Below are 20461 nucleotides of genomic sequence, written 5' to 3'. Positions count from 1 at the left end.
GGGGTCGCGGCTTAGGCCGCGGCCTGCCGGAATTCAGGAGTGCGCGACAGCAACGCCAGGGAAAACACACCCCAGTCCTGCGTCTCGTTGCGGAAGGCACGGTCGATGAAATGGGCGTAGCGGCCTTGCGCCAACTCGCCGGGTTCCACCGCCTGGACCTGCTCGAAGCTGCGTTGGCCGTACAGCTCATCGATGGTCAGCGCGACGTCGCCACCGCTCTGACGCATGATCAGCACACGCTGGCCTTCCTGCAGCACCGTGCGACGGCCCTCCAGGAACTGCTTCAGATCGATCACCGGGAACAGATTGCCGCGCAGGTTGCCCACGCCCAGCAGCCAGGGCTGTGCGCCCGGCACCGGAGTGACCGGCGGCATCGGCACGATTTCCGCGACTTCGCGGAAGTCCGAGACCAATCGCCGGGTACCGACGCGATACCCCACGCCGCGCCAGATATCGGCCGAGAACTGGCGTTCCGGCAGCGGCGTGGCGTGCGCCAGACTACGACGCTCGTAGTCTTCGAGAATGTCGAATGGAGAGCGCATCAACGCACCAATTGTCTGATGCGCGCGATCAGATCGTCTTCGCGCGGCGGCTTGACGATGTAGTCGCTGGCACCTTGTCGCAAACCCCAGGCCCTGTCGGTTTCCATGCCCTTGGTGCTGACCAGCAGCACGGGAATGTCCTTGGTTGCCTGGTCGCGTGCGAGAGCACGGGTTGCCTGGAAGCCGCTCATGCCGGGCAACACCACATCCATCAACACAAGATCGGGCGTTTGGCTGCGAACCAGCTCAAGCCCCTCTTCTGCATTATCGGTGGCGACGACCGTATGGCCTGCTTTTTCCAGCCATTGACTGAAGACTGCCCTGTCGGTGGGCGAGTCCTCGATCAATATAATTCGAGCCATGTTGCCTTTCCCCCTGGTCAGGCGTGGACGTACGTGCGGATCGCGCTCAGTAGTTCTTCACGGGTGAACGGCTTGGTCAGATATTGCTCGGAACCGACGATGCGGCCGCGTGCCTTGTCGAACAGGCCGTCCTTGGACGACAACATGATCACCGGCGTCGATTTGAAGAGCTGGTTGCCCTTGATCAACGCGCACGTCTGGTACCCATCCAGGCGCGGCATCATGATGTCGACGAAAATGATCTGAGGTTGCTGGTCCGCAATTTTGGCCAGTGCCTCGAAACCATCCGTTGCTGTCACTACTTCACAACCTTCCCGCTTCAGCAGCGTTTCGGCGGTGCGGCGAATGGTTTTGGAGTCATCGATGACCATCACCTTCAGTCCTGCGAGTTCCCCACCCGCAGCAATGTTTTCACTCATGCAAATATCCCCGGGCGCGCGACGCTTCATCCCTTCCGACGTCGCTACGAAACTGCATGTATATCCCAAGACCCGCATCGACTGTCAAGGGCGCATTGCCGGGGCCCCGCCAGGCGGACGTTCCGACCACGTCTGGGTGCGTCCCGGCCGGCAAGTCGCGCACTACGACCCGCCGGGCGCGCCATCGCCCATCGCTTGAAGTTACCATCGGCAGCCTGTTCGAAAGGTTTAGCCCCATGTCGCTCGACGTCGTTGTGGTGATGGATCCCATCGCCTCCATCAAGATCGCCAAAGACACTACGTTTGCCATGTTGCTGGAAGCCCAGCGCCGTGGCCACCGTCTGCACTACGTGCGCCCCGGCGGGCTCAGCCTGCGCGAAGGGCGCGCGGTGGCGCAGGTGGCGCCGCTGAGCGTGCGCGAGGACAAGACCAGCTGGTTCACGCTGGGCGAGTTCGCCGAACTGGCGTTCGGGCCCGGCCAGGTGGTGCTGATGCGCAAGGACCCGCCGGTGGATGCGGAGTTCGTCTACGACACCCAGGTCCTGAGCGTGGCGCAGCGCGCCGGCGCGCAGATCGTCAACGACCCGCAGGGACTGCGCGACTACAACGAGAAGCTGGCCGCACTGCTGTTTCCGCAATGCTGCCCGCCGACCCTGGTCAGCCGCGATGCCGCCGCGCTCAAGGCCTTCGTGCTGGAACATGGCGAGGCGGTGCTCAAGCCGCTCGATGGCATGGGCGGACGCTCGATCTTCCGCAGCGGCAGCGGCGACCCCAACCTCAACGTGATCCTGGAAACGCTGACCGACGGCAACCGCAAACTGACCCTGGCGCAGCGCTTCATCCCCGACATCACTGCCGGCGACAAGCGCATCCTGCTGATGGACGGCGTGCCGGTGGATTACTGCCTGGCGCGGATTCCGCAGGGCGACGAATTCCGCGGCAACCTGGCCGCCGGCGGGCGCGGCGAAGGCCGGCCATTGTCCGAACGCGACCGCTGGATCGCCGCGCAGGTGGGCCCGGAAATGCGCCGTCGCGGCATGCGCTTCGTCGGCCTGGACGTGATCGGCGATTACCTGACCGAGGTCAACGTCACCAGCCCCACCTGCGTGCGCGAACTGGATGCGCAGTTCGGCCTGAACATCGCCGGGCTGCTGTTCGATGCGATCGAGGCCGGCGCCGCGCAATGAGCACGGCCGCGGTCCTGCCGGCACCGATGGACGACGGTCGCCGGCTGATGATGACGCTGGTGATCTCGCTGCTGCTGCATGGCGTGCTGATCCTGGGGGTGGGCTTTGCGGTCAGCGAGGACGCACCGTTGGTGCCGACGCTGGATGTGATCTTCAGCCAGACCAGCACCCCACTGACGCCCAAGCAGGCCGACTTCCTGGCCCAGGCCAACCAGCAGGGCGGGGGCGATCACGCCACCGCGCAACGCCCCCGGGACAGCCAGCCCGGCGTAGTGCCGCAGGACCGCACCGGGCTGGCGCCACAGGCGCAACGCGCCACCAGCGTGAACGCACCCGAGCCTACCCAGACCCGCGTGGTGACCAGCCGTCGTGGTGAACAGGCCGTGCCGACGCCGCAGCCGAATCCGCAGACCGACCCGCTCACCCCGGCCGAGGCGCAGCGCATCCAGCGCGATGCCGAAATGGCCCGGCTCGCCGCCGAAGTGCATCTGCGCTCGGAGCAATACGCCAAGCGCCCGAACCGCAAGTTCGTCTCCGCCAGTACCCGCGAATACGCGTACGCGAACTATCTGCGGGCCTGGGTGGACCGCGCCGAGCGCGTGGGCAACCTGAATTATCCGGACGACGCGCGCCGCCGCCGGCTAGGCGGCAAGGTGGTCATCAGCGTGGGCGTACGCCGCGACGGCAGCGTGGAAAGCAGCCGCGTGCTGGTCTCCAGCGGGGTTCCGTTGCTGGACGATGCCGCGCTGCGCGTGGTGCAACTGGCGCAGCCGTTTCCGCCACTGCCCAAGACCAAGGACGATGTGGACATCCTGCAGGTCACGCGCACCTGGCTGTTCCTGCCCGGCGGCGAGCTGCACGACGATCGCTGAAGCAGTGTGCGCCTGATCGGCGCGCCGACGATGGCGTGCTGCGAATCGGATGACGGCGCTGCCGCCCACGCTGCTAGGCGACCTGCCCCGCCTCATACAATCGGTCTGCCAGCACAACAATCTCTGCCGCATCCTGCACGCGCTCGCGCCAGGCGGCCGGGATGCCCTCGATGCCGTAAAACGCGCCGGCAAGCTGCCCACAGATCGCCGCGGTGGTATCCGCATCGTCGCCCAGGTTGGCGGCACGCAGCACGGCCTCGTCGAAGCTATCGGTGGTGGCAAAGCACCACAACGCTGCCGACAGCGAATCGATGACGTAGCCCGTGCCGCGAATCCGCGCTGCGGGCACGGCCACATGGTCGCGGATCGACAGTACGTGGACTGCAGGCGTCAGCAATGCTTCCGGCTGCGCATGCAGCACCTGATCGCGCGCATTTCCGAGCAGCGCCGCGCGCAGCTGGAACGCGAACAATCGGCAGGCATCCAGCGCCTCGGCAGAGGCATGGGTGGTGCGCGAACTGTCGGCGGCGCGCTCGGCAAGCTCGTCGGGGCGATGCGCGTAGTACATCGCCACCGGCGCCAACCGCATCAGGGATCCATTGCCGGCCGCGCGCGGATCGGCGCTGCCGCTGAAGGCGGGGCCGCCATCCAGATAACGCTCCAGCGCCTGGCGCACGGTGTTGCCGATATCGAAACAGTGGCCGGTGCTGCTGAGGTAGCCGTGCTGATACCAGTTGCAATAGCGGTTCATCTGGTCGGCCGCATCGAACCCCTGCCGATGCAGCAGGCTGTGCGCCAGGCACAGCGCCATCGAAGTGTCGTCGGTCCACTGCCCTGCTCGCAGGGCGAATGGGCCGCCGCCGCGCATGTCGGCGATCGGCGTGAAGCTGCCCGGCGCGCAGAATTCCAGCGTGGTGCCGAGCGCATCGCCCACCGCAAGACCGAGCAGGCAACCGCGAAACCGCGCGCGTTCGAGATCGCCGTGTGTCATGGCGCGGCGGCGGCGGCCTTCGCTGCGCGGGCGGCCTGTTGCTCGACCAGGGTGAGTGCAACGTTGTCGCGCAGGTACGCCGGTTCCACGCGCTCCGGCGCCAGCCCTTCGCCCCGCTGCAGCGCAGGCACCGCAAGCGTGAGCAGATCGGCGGCATGCGGCAAGGCACTGGCATCAACGCTGCTCAATTGTGCGGCAAGGCGCTGCTGCAGCAGTCCGTCGGCGGCCGCAAATCCGGTTCCCACCCCAGCCACGCGCTGCGCCGTCTCGGGCATGACCACCGCATCGGGCGTGCACACGCGCTCCGGGGCAAGTTCTAGCAACCCATCCTCGTTACGCGCGAACACCCCGGCATAGACCTCGCCCATGCGCGCATCGATGCAGGCCAGCACATGCCTGGCCTCGGCCGGCGCACGCAAGGCCAACACTTGCAACGTGGAAACGGCCAGCACCGGCAGATCCAGGGCCAGCGCGATCCCTTGCGCAATGCCGATCGCCAGACGCACGCCAGTGAAGGCACCGGGGCCCCTGCCGACCGCGATCGCATCGAGCTGGCGACGGGTGATGCCGGCGTCGGCGAGCAGCGCATCGGCCCAAGGCAAGGCCAGTTCGGCGTGGCGACGCGGCGCCAGTTCGAAGCGCTCGATCACGCGACCATCCACGTGCAGCGCAACGGAACAGGCTTCGGTGGAGGTTTCGAAAGCGAGGACGTTCATGGCGGGGCCGCAATCAGGAAGAAGAAGATCGGTCGCCGCCGACCGGCAACGCGAGCGCGCCATTGTCGCCCACCGCCGGTTCAACGCCAAAAAACGCCTGCACATCGGCAATGGCGTGCGTGCGCGCAAACGGCGGCAGCGACTTCATGAAGGTGCGGCCGTAGCTCTTGTTCACCAGCCGCGGGTCGCACAGCACCAGCACGCCACGGTCGGTTTCGCTGCGGATCAGCCGGCCCACGCCCTGCTTGAGCGCGATCACCGCCTGTGGCAGTTGTTCGTCGCGGAACGGGTTGCCGCCCTCGCGACGGATCGCATCCAGGCGCGCTTCGAACACCGGGTCGTCGGGTGCGGCGAATGGCAGCTTGTCGATCACCACCACGCTCAAGGCGTCGCCCACCACGTCAACGCCCTCGCGGAAACTGGCCGAGCCCAGCAGCACGCCATTGCCGGAATCGCGGAACCGCTGCAGCAAGGTCGCGCGCGGCGCCTCGCCCTGCACGAACAACGGCCATGGCGCGCCGCGCAAGGCTTCGGCCGCTTCGCGCAGCGCGCGGTGCGAGGCGAACAGCAAGAACGCACGGCCGTTGGAGGCTTCCAGCACCGGCGTCAGCGCGCCGATCAAGGCAGTGCCGAACCCGCGTGCGGCCGGATCGGGCAGGTTCGGCGGCAGGTAGCACAAGGCCTGACGCGCCCAATCGAACGGGCTGGGTTGCAGCAAGGTCACCGGATCGCTCAGGCCCAGCCGCTGCGCGATGTGGTCGAACTCGCCGCCCACCGCCAGCGTGGCCGAGGTGAATACCCAGGCCGCCTGCGACTTTTCGCGGTGTTCGCGCAGCGGGCCGGAGACATCCAGGGGCGTGCGCTGACAGCGGAAGCCGCGCGGGCTGAGTTCGTACCAGAGCACATCGTTGTCGACGGTCTCTTCCGGCGGATCCTGCGCGAAATCGGCCACCGGCAGATCTTCGCCCAGCCAGCGCGACAGGCGGCTCAACGCCTCTTGCGCACGTGCCGTGCAGCCGTCGAAACCCGGTGAAGCCTCACGCAATGGCAGCAGGGATTCGCCCAACCGTGCCAGCGACGACAGCACGGCATCGAACCCTTCGCGCACCTGCGGCTTGGCCAGCGCACGCCATTGCGTGCCGCGTGGCGGCAGCCCTTCCATTCCGGCGCGTAGGCTGCGCAAGGCCTCATCCAGCGCCAGGATCGGTGCCTGCAGGCTGGCCTGCGCGCCGGCAACCAGGCGCGCTTCGACCATGCAATCGCGCGCCAGCTCCTGCCATGGCCGCATGCCGAAACTCTCGCCGAAGAAATTGGCCGCCAGTTCGGGCAACTGATGCGCTTCGTCGATGACGAAGGCCTGCGCACCGGGCAGGATTTCGCCGAAACCTTCCTGTTTGAGCGCCAGATCGGCCAGCAGCAGGTGGTGATTGACCACCACCAGATCGGCCGCCTGCGCACGCTGGCGCGCCTGCACCACGAAGCATTCGCTGTAGAACGGGCAGTCGGTGCCCAGGCAATTGTCGACGGTGGAGGTCACCATCGGCAGCAGCGGCGAGTCGTCCGGCAAGGCTTCCAGCTCGGCCATGTCGCCGAACTGGGTGCGCCCGCTCCAGGCCACGATGCGCTGGAACTGCGAGACCTGTTCGGGCGTGGCAAAGCGCGGTTCGCCACGTGCCTGCTGGGTGCGGTACTTGCACAGGTAGTTGGCGCGCCCCTTCAACAACGCACTGCGCAGCCCCACGCCCAGCGCGGCGCGCACACGCGGTAGATCGCGATGGAACAGCTGATCCTGCAGCGCGCGCGTGCCGGTGGAAACGATGGTCTTGAGCCCGGACAGCAGCGCCGGCACCAGATAGGCGTAGGTCTTGCCGGTGCCGGTGCCGGCCTCTGCCAGCAATACATCGCGCTGCTCGAACGCCTCGGCGATCGTCCCGGTCAGGCGCAACTGCGCAGCACGTGGCGCGAACGCGTCGAGCTGGCGCGCAAGCGCCCCGCCCTCGCTGAGCGCTTGGATGCTGGCAGTGGCAAGTTGGGACATGGGACCGAACGAAAAAACGGACAGGAAGCACGACAGCCTAGCGCGTGCGCGGTGATGCTGCCTGGGTTGCACTTGATGGATTGCGCACATCCCGCTGCTGCGCCAGCAACCGTCAGGTGCGCCTGTGCTTGCTGAAACCGCACCGGGCAGCCAGGAGCCCCCTCCTCACCTTGGCTCGAAGTGCTCCAGGCATTTCAAGCGCACGAAGGACACGGCCATCCAAGGCATCCACCGCGCCCGCCTTGCGGTGCGCAGTCGCTTCGATCGCCGGTCTCAGTACCGCTTCACGCCTGCCACGGTGCAACCGGCAATCTGCGCCTTGGCAGAGGCGGCGTTTTCCTTTTCGCCACGCGCCAGACGCGATTGCTCGATGGTCGCCCAGTGCCGACGGCACAACGGCCCGGTCTTAGACCCCAGGTCGATCGCCTGCTTGGCGAGGCGTTCGGCCGCTGGCCAGTCGGCCTGCAGCACCGACACTTCGGCACGTTCCTGCAGAATCGCCGGGTCGCCCGACACCAGGCCCAGCGCCTGATCCAGGGCCGCAGCGGCGCCGGCCAGATCGCCGGCCTGGCGTTTGCTCTTGGCGGTCTCGCGCAAATCATCCACCTGCGGGTCGCGCAGCGGCTGCACCGACAGTTCGGTGTCGTCCGCGCCGGCTTCGCGTTCGATCAGCAACAGCCGCTGGGTCGGGGTCGTCGGGTCCACCGGGGTCGGCGGCGGCGCGGGTGGTGCGCTGACGCAGGCGGTGAGTGCGGCCAGGACGCCGATCGGGGCGAGCAAACGGTGCATTCGGTTCATGGGGTCGTTCCAATCAACGCGTGGGTGGGGCCGCGGCAGGTGCGGCGGCAGGGTCTTCGGGCTTCTTTTCCAGACCGAAGAAGCGGCGCCAGCCACCGCCGCTGGATTGTTCGGCAGGTGCGGCCGCTTCGCCGGGCGCGGCTTCGATCGACGGCGCGTTGCCCGCGCACGGCGCGTAGGCCGGCGTGAAGCCGACCACGAACGGGAACTGGCGCGCACCCGGGCAACCCGGGTCGGTGACGCCGGTGCCGCTGGCGTCCACCCACTGCCAATCCAGACCTTTGCCGCTGACCTTCAATGGCGCACTCGGCAGGCGGGCGAAGATGCTCGACCACACCCGCATCGCGCCGGTGGCGCCATACAAGCCGGTTTCGGCGTTCTGGTCGTTGCCCATCCAGATCACCGCCAGATGATCGCCGGTGTAGCCGGCATACCAGCTGTCGCGACCGTCGTTGGAGGTACCGGTCTTGCCGGCCGACGACAGGCGCCCCAGGCCATCGCCCAGCAACTGCCGCGCGGTGCCGCCGCTGACCACCTGCTGCAGGCCGATGCTGATGAGGTTGGCGGCCACCGAATCGCCTTCCTGCGCCGGCGCCGGGGTCTTGTCGTAGCGCTTGAGCAGCTTGCCTTGCGGGTCGAGCACACCGCGCACCGCATGCAGCGGCTGGATCTCGCCGCCGGCTGCCAGGAACTGATACAGCTGCGCCATGCCATACGGGCTCTGGTCGGTGGTGCCCAGGATCAGCGCCGGATTGGGCTCGGCCTTGATACCGGCCAACACCTGGATCAGCTGCGCGATGCGGTCCGCGCCGACCTGCATGCCCACCCGCACCGTGGCCTGGTTGTAGGAATGCGCCAGCGCATCGACCAGGCGCACCGTGCCGTGGCTGCGGTTGTCGGAATTGCCCGGCGACCAGGTCTTGCCGCGGCTGAGCTGCACGGTCACCGGCGAGTCGTCGACCCAGCTGGACAGCGCCCAGCGGTCCGGCGAGGCCAAGGCCAGCATGTAGACGAACGGCTTGAGCAACGAGCCCACCTGCCGCTGCGCTTCCACCGCACGATTGAAACCCGGCTTGGCCACATCGCGGCTGCCGACCACGGCGAGCACATCGCCGTTATGCACGTCGGTAAGCACCAACCCCGCCTGCAGCGGCGGGCGTTTCTTGTTGTCCAGCCGCTTGATGGTGCCGGTCACTGCGCCTTCGGCATACGCCTGCGCCGACGGCGACATGCCGGTAAGCACGCTCATGCCGGCGCCCTGCAGCACGCCTTCCGGATAGTCGTGCGCCAGCTGGCGCCGCACCAGGTCCACATACGCCGGAAAACGGTTGGCAGCGACCAGGCCAGGCTCGATCGGCACGCCCAACGGCGCAGCCAGCGCGCGCTTGTATTCGGCGTCGTTGATCAGATTGTTTTCGTGCAGCTTGCCGAGCACGAAATTGCGTCGGTCCAGCGCGCGTTCCGGGTTGCGCCGCGGGTCGTAGTACGACGGCCCCTTGACCAGCCCGATCAACAATGCGATCTGCTCGGTGGTCATCGAATTGAGTTCGCGACCGAACCACAGTTCCGCGCCCGACGACACGCCGTGGATCGCCTGCCCGCCGCGCTGGCCCAGATAGACCTGGTTGAGATAGGCCTCCAGGATGGTGCGCTTGTCGTAGCGCGCCTCCATGATCACCGCGTACAGGATCTCGTTGAACTTGCGCGTGAGCGTCTGTTCCTTTCCGATGCCGAGCAGGCCGCTACGGGCCAACTGCTGGGTCAGGGTGCTGGCGCCCTGGCGGACCTGGCCGCCGGAGCGCGCCATGATCCAGGCCGCGCGCACCATGCCGCTCAGGTCGATGCCGTGGTGGCTGTTGAAGTCGCGGTCTTCCACCGCCTGCAGGCCGGTGACCAGCAGCTCGGGCACTTCTTCCATGCGCACCAGGCGGCGTTCTTCCTGCTTCTGGCCGTACAGGGTGGCGATGCGCGCCGGGTCCAGGCGTGCGCTCTTGAGCGCCTTGCGGTCGCCGGCGTCGCGCAGGCTGGCCACGCGCCCACCGGCCAGGCTGACTTCGATACGGCGCGCCGGCACGCGTCCATCCACATCGATGTAGCCGCGGCTGGCGATGGTGAAGCGGCTGCCGTCCTGCTGGTAGGTGCCGGCCAGCTTCGCCTGACCGTCGTCGCGGTACGACGCCGCGTCCAGCTCGGTCTTCAGCGTGGCCGCATCCAGTGCGTTGCCCGGCACGAGCACCAGCGGCCGCCCGTACACGCGGGTGGGGATCTGCCAACGCAGTTCGCCAAAGCGCTGGGTGACCTGCTTGTTCAGATACACCGTATAGGGAATCAGGAAACCGAGCGCCAGCGCGAACGCGGCAAATCCCCAGACGATGAGTCTGCGTTGCCAGCGGGAGCCTTGCGCGTTGGTGTCGTCCTCGAAATCGTCGGGAGCGTCGTTGTCGTGGCGTCGGGGCACAGGAATGCGAGAATGTAGAGTGCGGCGAGTCTAGCGCAGCGCTGTCATGGCTGTGACCTGCCGGCCCGTCGGCCGTTAAGAGCGGCTAACAAAACGACCGATGCCGCTTCGCCAGGCGCGAGGTGTTCTCGGCAGCAGCAGGCATGGCTCGCACACTGCGCTGGCAGATGCAACGATTGCCTCGACCCGCGCTCTGCTCGCCACGTTTCACTGCCCCACCACGCTGGAGTTCCAACGCAATGTCGATGTCTTTGGCCGATGCGCGCTATCTGTTCAATCGCGTCCTCGGCCTGATCCACCGCAGCGTGGCCAGCATGCGCACGCGCGGCTGGCGCGCCACCTGGCAACGCATTCGCGTGCACACGCAGGCGCCCCCGGTCGCCCTGGGCACGCCGCTGTGGCTGCCGCAGGCCGCCCCGTTCGCGGCGTTCGCGCTGCCGCACAGCCCTACCCCGCGGGTGACGGTGGTGATTCCGGTCTACAACCACATTGCGCACACCTTGGCCTGCCTGCGCGCGCTGGCGGCGCATCCGCCGCTGCTGAGTGTGGAAATCATCGTCGTGGACGACGGCAGCAGCGACGCCACCGCTGAACAGTTGCCGCAGATCGCCGGTCTGCACTATCACCTGCGTGCGAGCAACGGCGGCTTCATCGCGGCCTGCAACGACGGCATCGCACTGGCCCGCGGCGATTTCGTGGTGCTGCTCAACAACGACACCATTCCGCAGCCCGGCTGGCTGGACCGGTTGATCGACACCTTTGCCCAGTATCCGGGCGCCGGCCTGGTCGGCGCGCAACTGGTGTATCCGGACGGGCGCCTGCAGGAATCCGGCGGCGTGGTCTTCGGCGATGGCAGCGCCTGGAGCTACGGCCGCTTTGAATCGTCCGAAGACCCACGTTATGCATATGTACGCGCGATGGACTACTGCTCGGGCGCGGCAATCGCGCTACCGCGCGCGCTGTTGCACACGCTGGGCGGGCTGGACCGGCGCTACATGCCGGCGTATTACGAAGACACCGATCTGGCGTTTGCAGTCCGCGCGGCCGGATATCAGGTGCTGGTGCAGCCGGCCAGCGTTGTGGTGCATGACCGAACCAATGAGACGAAAACGGGATCAATGGTTGCGGAGCATCAAAGGCAATTCGCCAAAAAATGGGCACCGCAACTCAGCAAACAAGTTCAGCAACCAGTGCTGCCCGGGCCGGCACTGCTGCACCGCCACCAGCGACAGGTCTTGATCCTGGACGAGTGCGTGCCGCAGCCGGACCGCGACTCAGGCTCGCTGCGGCAGTTCAACCTGATCCGACTGCTGCGCGAAGAAGGCGCACATGTCGTCTTCGTGCCGACACGCCGCGAACACGCCGGGCGCCACACCCAGGCATTGCAGCAGCTCGGTATCGAAGTCTGGTACGCGCCGTTTCTCGAAGGCATCGGCAGCTGGCTGCGCAGCCATGGTGCGCGATTTGCGGTGGTGCTGCTGGTGCGCCACCACGTAGCGCATGCCTGCCTGCCGTTGCTCAGGCAATATGCGCGCCAGGCGCGCACCTTGTTCGATACCGTCGACCTGCATTACCTGCGCGAACGCCGCGGTGCCGAGCTGGCCGGCGATGCCAATCTGCTGCGTAGCGCAGAACGCACCCGCGTGCGCGAGCTCGAGATCATGGCGGCCACCGATGTCACCTTGCTGGTGTCTGCCGCAGAACAGGCGCAGTTGCGCGCGGATGCGCCACACATCCGCACCGCCCTGCTGTCCAACCTGCATGAGGTCGCCGGCAGCGGCCACAGCTTCGCGCAGCGCCGCGACCTGGTCTTCGTCGGCGGCTTTCGTCATCCGCCGAATGTGGATGCGGTACAGTGGTTCATCAGTGACATCTTTCCGCAGGTCCGTGCGCAGCTGCCCGAGGTGGTCTTCCACTGCATCGGTGCCGACCTGCCCGACGCCCTGCGATTGTTGGCCGACGAATGCCCCGGCGTGCAGCTGCATGGTCACGTTCCGGATCTGGTTCCATTCATGGATAGCGCGCGTATCGCGGTGGCGCCGCTGCGTTTTGGCGCGGGCGTGAAAGGCAAGATCAATCTCAGCATGGCGCACGGCCAGCCGGTGGTCGGCACCACCTGCGCGGTGGAAGGCATGCACCTGCGCGATGGCGAGGATGTGTGCGTCGCCGACGATGCGGACGCCTTCGCCGCTGCAATCGTGCGGCTGTATCGAGATGCGACGTTGTGGCAGCGCTTGGCCGATAACGGCTTGCGCAACGTGGCCGAGCATTTTTCGCTGGACGCAGCACGGGCGACGGTACGCGAGTTGTTTATTGCGGGGTGAGCAGGCGGCTAGGGATTGGCGCCTGGATCGTTTGCATCACGAAACGCCCCAGGACACGCAGTGATTGGCGATTGATCCGCCTTCGCCGCATCGCGAGGCTGCGCACGTACCCTCATCCGCCCCTTCGGAGCACCTTCTCCGGTGGAAGAAGGGAGTGTGCATCGCAGCTTGTATCGCGTGCTGGTTGAAGGCTGCACAGCTTGGTCCACCTGCGTCTGCAGCACGCATCGCATCTGATGCAAATATGGGGGCTTGGAGCGTGGGACTGTGCCCGTACCTGATGCAACACGGACCTTAGACCGTGGGACTGCACACGCTCGGCGGGCTTCCAAGTTGCCCACATCACCAGCAACCGCTCACCGCTGTTCGGCCACCGCCTTGACCCGACGCGTGAATTCGGCCAGTTCCGGCAAACCCGGATCCAGCTGATGCGCCTCGTCCTGCGCACGGCGGGCGAAGGCTGCGTCCTCCTGGCCCAGCCGCTCGCTCCCGACCGCCACCCAGCGCTGTGCAAGGCGGCGTCGCGCACCGGCCAATGCATCGGCATTGGGTGTCAGCGCCTGCCAGGCATCCAGGCACCCACGTGCGGCACGCAGGCGGTTGTTGCGCAGTTCGTCCTCGAAACAACGTTGGCTGGCCGGTACCACGCGCGCCGCTGCCCGCAGCACACGCGGATCGCGCGGCGCCAGCGCCTGCGCGGCACGCACGGCGTCGTAGGCGCTGGCGCCGGGCGGTGTCATCCAGTGTTGCTGCGCTTGGGCATCGGTAACGCGCTGCAGCAATGCCCGCAGACGGCGCTCGCGCGTGCCCCGCGACAGGCTCGCGTCCGGGCCGCGCTGGGCGTCGCGCGCGCGCGCAATCGCTTGCCCGGCCTGCACGATCGACGCGGCGCCCGGCGCCAATTGCTGCGCCTGACCCAAGGATTGCAACGCATCGTCGAAGTGGAAATCCGCCGCCTGCCGGCTGGCCTGTGCGGCGTACTCGTCCGCCACCTGGTCGCGGCCCCGCTGGGCGGCCCCATCGTCCGGTTCGGCGGCCAGCACCGCGTTGAAATCGCGCGCAGCCGGGGCCAGGCGACCACGTCGCAGCAAGGCCTGCGCACGTTGACGCCGTTGCTCCAGCACGCGGTGGTACTGGCCTTCGGTGAGCGGCATGTCGACATGCCCGGCGTCGTAACGCTTGGCCGCGGCCAGCAGCGCCGAGGCCTCGCCGAGCTCATCGCGCGCCAGTGCGTGGCGTGCCTGCGCCAACAGATCGGTCAAGGCGTCTTCGCGGCCTTCCAGTGCGTCGGTGCGGCCAGGCGCCAGGGTCAGGATGCGTTGGTAGAGCGGCAACGCACTCTCCGGCGTGCCGTCCAGGCGGCCCTGCTGCTGGGCAGCCGCCGCCTGCGCCAATAAGGCATCCAGCCCGACCCGACGCGCCTGCAGCGCGCGCAGCCGCGCCGCAACCGGGGCGATCTGCGCCTGCGGCGCCTCCAGGGCGGTGGCCAGCGCCAGCGCGCGCTGCGCTGCTGCGACATCGCCTGCTGCAACCGCTGCACGTGCCTGCACTACCGCAGCAGCGCCGGTCCGCGCCAGCCCGGTCCGGGCTTCCCCACGGTCGCTGTCCAGTGCAAGTGCGGCGGCGAACAGTTCCCGCGCACCGCTGCCGTTGGCGGCGCTGAGCTGGCCGCGCGCCAAGGCCGCATCGCCCCGCTGCAACAATTGCTGGATGCGCGTGTCCGGCCACAGCCAATCGGCCAGCGGCCTGCGCAGCACGACCACGGTGAGCAGCAGACAGACGCACAGCGCCAACACCACGCGCCAGAGCGCACGGCTGCGCAGTGGCGCCCAGAGGCGGGGCGATCTGGCCCAGCGCGGGAGCAAAGACATACGGTGGCGTCCATCCTTGGCGCGACCTGACGGGGACGCGTTCACCGCATCATGGTAGCGGTGGAGGTTGCGAAGGCGGCGTGGGCTCTTCGGGAATCGGGAATCGGGAATCGTCAGGCAAGCACAGCTCTCGCCCCTCATGGGCTGTGTGTTTCACACCGGGGCGCACCTTCCAGGTACGCGGCGTCCTCAGCCCAGCCGCCGCACCTCGCTCACCCCGGGCAGCGCATCCAGCTTGCCAAGCAGGCCGGACAGCTGGCCGTAATCGCTGACCTTCAAGCGCAGCCGCAGTTGCGCCCTGCCGGTATCGCGAACGTTGTCGCTGTTGATTTCCAGCACGTGCGCGTCTTCCTGGGCGATCAGGTTGGTGATGTCCTTGAGCAGCCAGCGGCGGTCCACCGCGCGCACCTGCACATCCACCTCGTAGCCGCTGCCGGCCTTGCCCCACTCCACCGGCAACACGCGCTGCGGGTGGGCGGCCGCCAGGCGCGCCAGTGCCGCGCAGTCGGTGCGGTGCACGGTGATGCCACGGCCGCGAGTGAGGTAGCCGGCAATCGGCTCGCCGGCCACCGGCTGGCAGCAACGCGCCAACTGCACCAGCAAATTGCCCACTCCCTCGACGGTGAATTTGGATTTCCCCAACCCATCGCGCCGCGCGGTCGGCCGCGGGGGTGCCGGTACTGCCGGCTGGGACGCGGCGCGCTCGGCCTCCAGCAACGCACGGCTGACTTGGTTCGGGCCGGTATCGCCCAGGGCGACCTGGATATACAGCTCGTCGATGTTTTCGGCGTGGAATTTGCGCGCGGCCACGCTCAGATCCGCATGCTGCAGGCCCAGGCGCTTGAGCTCGCGATCAAGCAAGTCCTTGCCCGCCTGCACGTTGCGCGCGCGGTCCAGCTTATGGAACCAGGCGCGCACCTTGTCGCGCGAGCGCCCGCTGGCCAGAAAGCCGTTGGAGGCCAGCAGCCAATCGCGGCGCGGGTCCGCTTCCTTGGCGGTCATGATCTCCACGCGGTCGCCGCTGCGCAGCCGGTAGGTCAGCGGCACGATGCGGTCGTTGACGCGCGCGCCACGGCAGCGATGCCCGACCATGGTGTGCACGTGATATGCAAAATCCAGCGGCGTGGCACCTTGCGGCAGATCGATCACCTCGCCCTTGGGGGTCAGCGCGTACACGCGGTCTTCGATCAGCTCGGCATCCAGCGCGCCGGCCAGCTCGCCATGCTCGCCCTCCTGCACCTGCTCCAGCAGCTGGCGCATCCACAGAATCTTTCGGTCGAAGGCCTTTTCGCCGCCCTTGCCGCCTTCCTTGTATTTCCAGTGCGCGGCCACGCCGAGTTCGGCCTGAGCGTGCATTTCGAAGGTACGGATCTGGATTTCGATCGTGCGCCCTTCCGGGCCGACCACCGCGGTATGCAACGAACGGTAGTCGTTGGCCTTGGGCCGGGCGATGTAATCGTCGAACTCGCTCGGGACCGGCGCCCACAGCGAATGCACCGCACCCAACGCGGCGTAGCAGGCGGCCACGTCATCGACCATGACCCGCACCGCACGGATGTCGTACAGCTGATCGAACGACAGACGCTTTTTCTGCATCTTCCGCCAGATGCTGTAGATGTGCTTCGGCCGCCCGCTCACCTCCGCGCGCAGGCCCTGCTGGGCAAGCGCTGCCGACAAGGTGCGCTTGACCGCTTCCAGGTAGCGCTCGCGCGCCACGCGGGTTTCGTCCACTTCACGGGCGATGCGACGATAGGTCTCCGGCTCCAGATGCCGGAATGCCAGGTCCTCCAGCTCCCACTTCACCTGCCAGATGCCCAGCCGGTTGGCCAGCGGCGCGTGGATGTCGCGCGTGAGCTGAGCCAGCGCGCGGCGCTCATCTTCGCTCAGGCGATCGGCCACGCGCATGCGCGCCAGCTGCCGTGCCAGCAGGATCGGCACCACGCGCAAGTCGTGGATGATGGAAAGCAGCAGACGTCGCAACCCTTCGCTGTTGCGCCCGGCCTCGCGTCCGGCATGCAGCGCCCAGACCTGATCGGCTGCGTCCAGGCCGTCCAGCAGACCTTCCACCGCCACCCGCCGCTCCGCCGGTTGCCACGGCAGGCCCGCGATCGCGCCACGCAAGGCAGGCAAATCGAACAGCAACGCCGCAATCAGGGTGGCTTCGTCGGCAGCCAGCAGTGCCAATGCATCCAGGGTGTCGCCAAGCAATGCCCACGGCACGTTATCGGTCTGCGCGGGCGGCAGGTCCTGCCAGGCCTGCGCCAGCGCATCGCGCACTGCGGGCGCGATCGAGGCCACGGCGGGACGCTGCAGCAACGCCTGCAGACGATCAAATGAGAAACTGGTCACAGCGGTGGACACGGCGGTGGGCAACAGCAGGGGGCTGACGACTACGGTAACGTGCGCGTCACCTTCTCCACAACGCGTTTTGCCGAGGCGCTCGCCATGCGAGACGCCGCTCTCGCTTATGCCAGGTTCACCCGGCAACGTCTTGATTCGTAACCGCCAGGCGCGAAAAGCGACACGGCGCCGCAAAGGAAAGTTGGGACCGACGCGCCTTTTTACGTCCGCTTTACAACTGCGCCAGACCGCCTGCCTATGCTCGGAAGACGTCGTGCGTTGCATCCAGCAGCCAGCGACGTTTTCCCCAACTGCGAGGTAGCCGTATGAAGACCTGGAAGAAGCCTTTCGTTCGTGAAGTCAATTGTGGCGCCGAAATCAACTGCTACGTCTCCGGCGAGTTTTGATCCTGCACGTTTCACGCGCACCTTGCCGCCCTTCCTCTTGATGCATGACCGGCAGTTGCCGGCAGATTAGGTCACAGTTCTCCATGCGCATCATCGTCTTGGGATCGGCGGCCGGCGGTGGGCACCCGCAGTGGAATTGCCACACCTCCGCAAGCCTGCGGGCGTGGCAGCAAACAGACGGTGCCCAGCGTCGTACCCAGGCCAGTATCGCGGTCAGTGCCGATGGCGAGCGCTGGGTGCTTATCAATGCCTCTCCCGATTTCCGCCAACAAATTCTTGCAACACCTGCCTTGTGGCCGCAGCACGGGCTGCGACATTCGCCGATCGAGGCGGTGCTGCTGACCAGCGGCGAGATCGACCACATCGCCGGACTGCTCTCGATGCGCGAAAGCCAGCGGTTTTCATTGCATGCCAGCAGCCGCGTGTTGGACCTGCTCGCGCAAAATCCCATCTTCGACGCCGTCAATCCGCACTACGTGAGCCGGCAGCCGTTCGCGCTGGACACACCGCTGGCGCTGTGCGGGTTGCAGCTCACGCCATTCTCGGTGCCCGGCAAGGTGCCCTTGTTCATGGAATCGCGCAGCGGCGGCGACCTGGCTGGGTCCAATGAAGAAACCCTCGGGCTTACCATCGACGATGGCCGCCGCCGCATGCATTACATTCCAGGCTGCGCTGCGATGACCGACGCCTTGCGTGCGCGCCTGCAGGACGCCGAACTGGTGTTCTTCGACGGCACGTTGTGGCGCGACGACGAGATGGTGCAGCTGGGCATCAGCCAGAAGACCGGCCAACGCATGGGCCACATGAGCATCGATGGTCCCGATGGCACCATCGCCGCGTTCGCACCCTTGAACGTGGCGCGCAAGATCTTCATCCATCTCAACACCACCAATCCCGTGCTCAACACCCTCTCGCCCGAGTTCGCCAGCGCGCGCGCCAGCGGTTGGGAGGTTGCGCATGACGGCCTGGAGATCGCCCTGTGACCGCCCTGCTCAGCCCCGACCAACTGGAAGCGGACCTGCGTGCCATCGGCGCGCGCCTGTATCACGACCAGCATCCGTTCCATGCGCTGTTGCACCACGGCAAGCTCGACCGAGGCCAGGTACAGGCCTGGGCGTTGAACCGCTTCGAGTACCAGCGCTGCATTCCGCTGAAGGACGCGGCGATCCTGGCGCGCATGGAAGATCCGGCGCTGCGGCGGATCTGGCGGCAACGCATTCTCGACCACGACGGCAATAGCGCCAGCGATGGCGGCATCGCGCGCTGGCTACACCTCACCGACGCGCTCGGCCTGGACCGCACGCTGGTGGAGTCCGGGCGCGCGCTGCTGCCGGGAACGCGCTTTGCGGTGCAGGCGTACCTGCACTTCGTGCGCGAAAAAAGCCTGCTCGAAGCCATCGCCTCGTCGCTGACCGAATTGTTCGCGCCCAACATCATCGGCCAGCGCGTGGCCGGCATGCTCAAGCATTACGACTTCGTCTCGTCCGAAGCGCTGGCCTATTTCGAGCATCGCCTGACCGAGGCGCCACGCGATTCGGATTTCGCGCTGGATTACGTCAAGCAGCATGCCGATACGGTCGAAAAACAGGCGCTGGTCAAGGCCGCGTTGCATTTCAAGTGCTCGGTGCTGTGGGCGCAGCTGGATGCACTGCATGTGGCCTACGTAGCGCCAGGCATCGTCTGGCCGGATGCCTTCGTGCCGGACCGCGACGCCAGCCGGGTCGCAGCATGAGCGGCATTACCCGCGATAGCCGGCCGGCGCTGCGGGCGGGCGTGCGCCTGCAACAAGACCGCGCACGCGAGCAGTGGGTGCTGCTCGCACCCGAGCGCGTGGTCGAGCTGGACGACATCGCCTTGGTGGTCGCGCAGCGCTACGACGGCACACGCTCGCTGGCGCAGATCGCGCAGGAGCTGGCCGCAGAATTCGATGCGGACGCAGCGCAAATCGAAGCGGACGTGATCGAACTCACCGATACCCTGCATCAGAAACGTTTGCTGCGGCTATGAGCATCGCGCCGCCACCGCTGTCGGTGTTGTTGGAGCTGACCCACCGCTGCCCGTTGGCGTGCCCGTATTGCTCCAACCCGATCGCGCTGGCCGCGCTGCGCGAGGAAATGGACACCGCAGGCTGGCGCTCGCTGTTGCAGCAGGCCGCCGACATGGGCGTGCTGCAGGCGCATTTCTCCGGCGGCGAACCGATGCTGCGCAAAGACCTGCCCGAACTGGTCGCACATGCGCGCGCGCTCGGGCTGTACAGCAACCTGATCACCTCCGGCGTCGCTGGCGGCGAGCCGATGCTGGACCAACTGCAGGCGGCCGGGCTGGAACATGTGCAGCTGAGCGTGCAGGACGTCGACCCGGCCGGCGCCGACCGTATCGCCGGCTACCGCAATAGCTTGTCCAGGAAGCGCGAATTCGCCGCTGCGGTCCGCGCACGCGGCCTACCGCTGACGATCAACGCGGTACTGCACCGCCATAACGCCGAGCGCGTGCCCGGCATGATCGCGCTGGCGCTGGAGTGGCAGGCCGAGCGCATCGAAGTAGCGCACACCCAATACTACGGCTGGGGCCTGCGCAACCGCGCTGCGCTGATGCCCAGCCGCGAGCAACTGCTGGCCACCATCGACGCGGTGGAAACCGCACGTCGCCAGCTCGGCGACCGCCTGGCGATCGATTTCGTCACGCCCGATTACTACGCGCGCCAGCCCAAACCCTGCATGGGTGGCTGGGGCCAGCGTTTCGTCAATATTTCTCCGCGCGGCGATGTGCTGCCCTGCCATGCCGCCGAGACCATCGAGGGCATGCGCTTTGATAATCTGCGCGAGCGCTCGCTGGCCGACATCTGGAACAACGGCGAGGCGTTCGTGCGCTTTCGCGGCACCGCATGGATGCCGGAGGTGTGCCAGGGCTGCCCCAAGCGCGAGATCGATTGGGGTGGCTGCCGCTGTCAGGCACTGGCGCTCAGCGGCGATGCCGCCACGCTGGACCCGGTCTGCGAGCGTTCGCCCATCCATGCGCAGGTGCGCGCAGCCGCCGAGCAGGAGTCGGCATCGCCGGCACCGGCCTTCGTCTACCGCCGCCCCGAACGCCTAGCACCAGCCGCTGCGGACATGCTGGAATAGGCAGCGCCGGCGTG

At 67.2% G+C, this 20461-nt stretch carries 18 protein-coding genes; 8 read left to right on the top strand and 10 right to left on the bottom strand.

Annotated features, from left to right (window positions below; translation table 11 throughout):
* Positions 1 to 11: 11 nt before the first annotated feature.
* From EO156_RS04565 to pilG, 3 genes are read right to left on the bottom strand one after another with little or no spacing between them, the layout of a single operon-like run.
* Positions 12 to 542 (bottom strand): chemotaxis protein CheW, encoded by a 531-nt coding sequence (locus EO156_RS04565; protein ID WP_003482487.1) that lies wholly within the window; start codon positions 540 to 542, stop codon positions 12 to 14.
* Positions 542 to 904 (bottom strand): response regulator, encoded by a 363-nt coding sequence (locus EO156_RS04560; RefSeq protein WP_016849857.1) that lies wholly within the window; start codon positions 902 to 904, stop codon positions 542 to 544. Before EO156_RS04560 ends, EO156_RS04565 begins: the two co-directional genes overlap by 1 nt.
* Positions 905 to 921: 17 nt before the next feature.
* Positions 922 to 1323, bottom strand: coding sequence for a twitching motility response regulator PilG (gene pilG, locus EO156_RS04555; protein ID WP_005913706.1), 402 nt, complete (start codon positions 1321 to 1323; stop codon positions 922 to 924).
* Between the two features lie 236 nt (positions 1324 to 1559).
* Between pilG and gshB the strand changes: the two genes are divergently transcribed.
* Positions 1560 to 2510 carry a glutathione synthase gene (gene gshB / locus EO156_RS04550; RefSeq protein WP_016849856.1) on the top strand — a complete coding sequence of 317 codons (951 nt, stop codon included), beginning with the start codon at positions 1560 to 1562 and terminating at the stop codon, positions 2508 to 2510.
* Entirely contained in the window at positions 2507 to 3382 is an 876-nt protein-coding gene (locus EO156_RS04545; RefSeq protein ID WP_016849855.1) for an energy transducer TonB, read from the top strand. The genes gshB and EO156_RS04545 overlap by 4 nt, the downstream gene beginning before the upstream one ends.
* A gap of 73 nt (positions 3383 to 3455) precedes the next feature.
* On the opposite strand, the gene EO156_RS04540 is transcribed toward EO156_RS04545, so the two are convergent.
* The 5 genes from EO156_RS04540 to mrcB all read right to left on the bottom strand — a co-directional run bounded on the left by EO156_RS04540 (position 3456) and on the right by mrcB (position 10383).
* Positions 3456 to 4373, bottom strand: a complete 918-nt coding sequence (locus EO156_RS04540) for an ADP-ribosylglycohydrolase family protein (protein WP_016849854.1) — start codon at positions 4371 to 4373, stop codon at positions 3456 to 3458.
* Positions 4370 to 5089 carry a tRNA (adenosine(37)-N6)-threonylcarbamoyltransferase complex dimerization subunit type 1 TsaB gene (gene tsaB / locus EO156_RS04535; protein WP_003482499.1) on the bottom strand — a complete coding sequence of 240 codons (720 nt, stop codon included), beginning with the start codon at positions 5087 to 5089 and terminating at the stop codon, positions 4370 to 4372. Before tsaB ends, EO156_RS04540 begins: the two co-directional genes overlap by 4 nt.
* A 13-nt stretch (positions 5090 to 5102) precedes the next feature.
* Complete coding sequence (locus EO156_RS04530; protein WP_003482501.1) at positions 5103 to 7127, bottom strand: ATP-dependent DNA helicase; 2025 nt, start codon at positions 7125 to 7127, stop codon at positions 5103 to 5105.
* 273 nt (positions 7128 to 7400) lie between these two features.
* Entirely contained in the window at positions 7401 to 7925 is a 525-nt protein-coding gene (locus EO156_RS04525; protein WP_003482503.1) for a hypothetical protein, read from the bottom strand.
* A 13-nt stretch (positions 7926 to 7938) separates the two neighbouring features.
* Positions 7939 to 10383, bottom strand: coding sequence for a penicillin-binding protein 1B (gene mrcB / locus EO156_RS04520; protein WP_003482504.1), 2445 nt, complete (start codon positions 10381 to 10383; stop codon positions 7939 to 7941).
* Between the two features lie 239 nt (positions 10384 to 10622).
* Between mrcB and EO156_RS04515 the strand changes: the two genes are divergently transcribed.
* Positions 10623 to 12707, top strand: a complete 2085-nt coding sequence (locus EO156_RS04515; RefSeq protein ID WP_029829319.1) for a glycosyltransferase — start codon at positions 10623 to 10625, stop codon at positions 12705 to 12707.
* Between the two features lie 356 nt (positions 12708 to 13063).
* Here the strand turns inward: EO156_RS04515 and EO156_RS04505 are convergent, their stop codons facing one another.
* A complete protein-coding gene (locus EO156_RS04505) occupies positions 13064 to 14506 on the bottom strand; it encodes a hypothetical protein (protein WP_029829321.1) in 1443 nt (480 codons plus the stop codon).
* A 261-nt stretch (positions 14507 to 14767) separates the two neighbouring features.
* Positions 14768 to 16954, bottom strand: a complete 2187-nt coding sequence (locus tag EO156_RS04500; protein WP_029829322.1) for a bifunctional (p)ppGpp synthetase/guanosine-3',5'-bis(diphosphate) 3'-pyrophosphohydrolase — start codon at positions 16952 to 16954, stop codon at positions 14768 to 14770.
* Positions 16955 to 17244: 290 nt separating this feature from the next.
* Here EO156_RS04500 and pqqA point away from each other — a divergent pair, with 290 nt between their 5' ends.
* From pqqA to pqqE, 5 genes are all read left to right on the top strand, one after another.
* Positions 17245 to 17325, top strand: a complete 81-nt coding sequence (gene pqqA, locus EO156_RS04495; RefSeq protein WP_078585717.1) for a pyrroloquinoline quinone precursor peptide PqqA — start codon at positions 17245 to 17247, stop codon at positions 17323 to 17325.
* A gap of 83 nt (positions 17326 to 17408) precedes the next feature.
* A complete protein-coding gene (gene pqqB, locus EO156_RS04490; protein ID WP_003482510.1) occupies positions 17409 to 18308 on the top strand; it encodes a pyrroloquinoline quinone biosynthesis protein PqqB in 900 nt (299 codons plus the stop codon).
* Positions 18305 to 19057 (top strand): pyrroloquinoline-quinone synthase PqqC, encoded by a 753-nt coding sequence (gene pqqC, locus EO156_RS04485; RefSeq protein WP_005921461.1) that lies wholly within the window; start codon positions 18305 to 18307, stop codon positions 19055 to 19057. Before pqqB ends, pqqC begins: the two co-directional genes overlap by 4 nt.
* Positions 19054 to 19332: a pyrroloquinoline quinone biosynthesis peptide chaperone PqqD gene (gene pqqD / locus EO156_RS04480; protein WP_016849287.1), complete on the top strand. Its 279-nt coding sequence runs from the start codon at positions 19054 to 19056 to the stop codon at positions 19330 to 19332. The genes pqqC and pqqD overlap by 4 nt, the downstream gene beginning before the upstream one ends.
* Entirely contained in the window at positions 19329 to 20447 is a 1119-nt protein-coding gene (gene pqqE / locus EO156_RS04475) for a pyrroloquinoline quinone biosynthesis protein PqqE (protein ID WP_003482516.1), read from the top strand. The genes pqqD and pqqE overlap by 4 nt, the downstream gene beginning before the upstream one ends.
* Positions 20448 to 20461: the final 14 nt, after the last annotated feature.

The sequence above is a fragment of the Xanthomonas sp. DAR33341 genome (assembly GCF_003992815.1).
Lineage (GTDB): Bacteria > Pseudomonadota > Gammaproteobacteria > Xanthomonadales > Xanthomonadaceae > Xanthomonas > Xanthomonas cissicola.
Note: the sequence above shows the minus strand (reverse complement) of the source record. Positions and strands in the feature narration are given on the sequence as shown.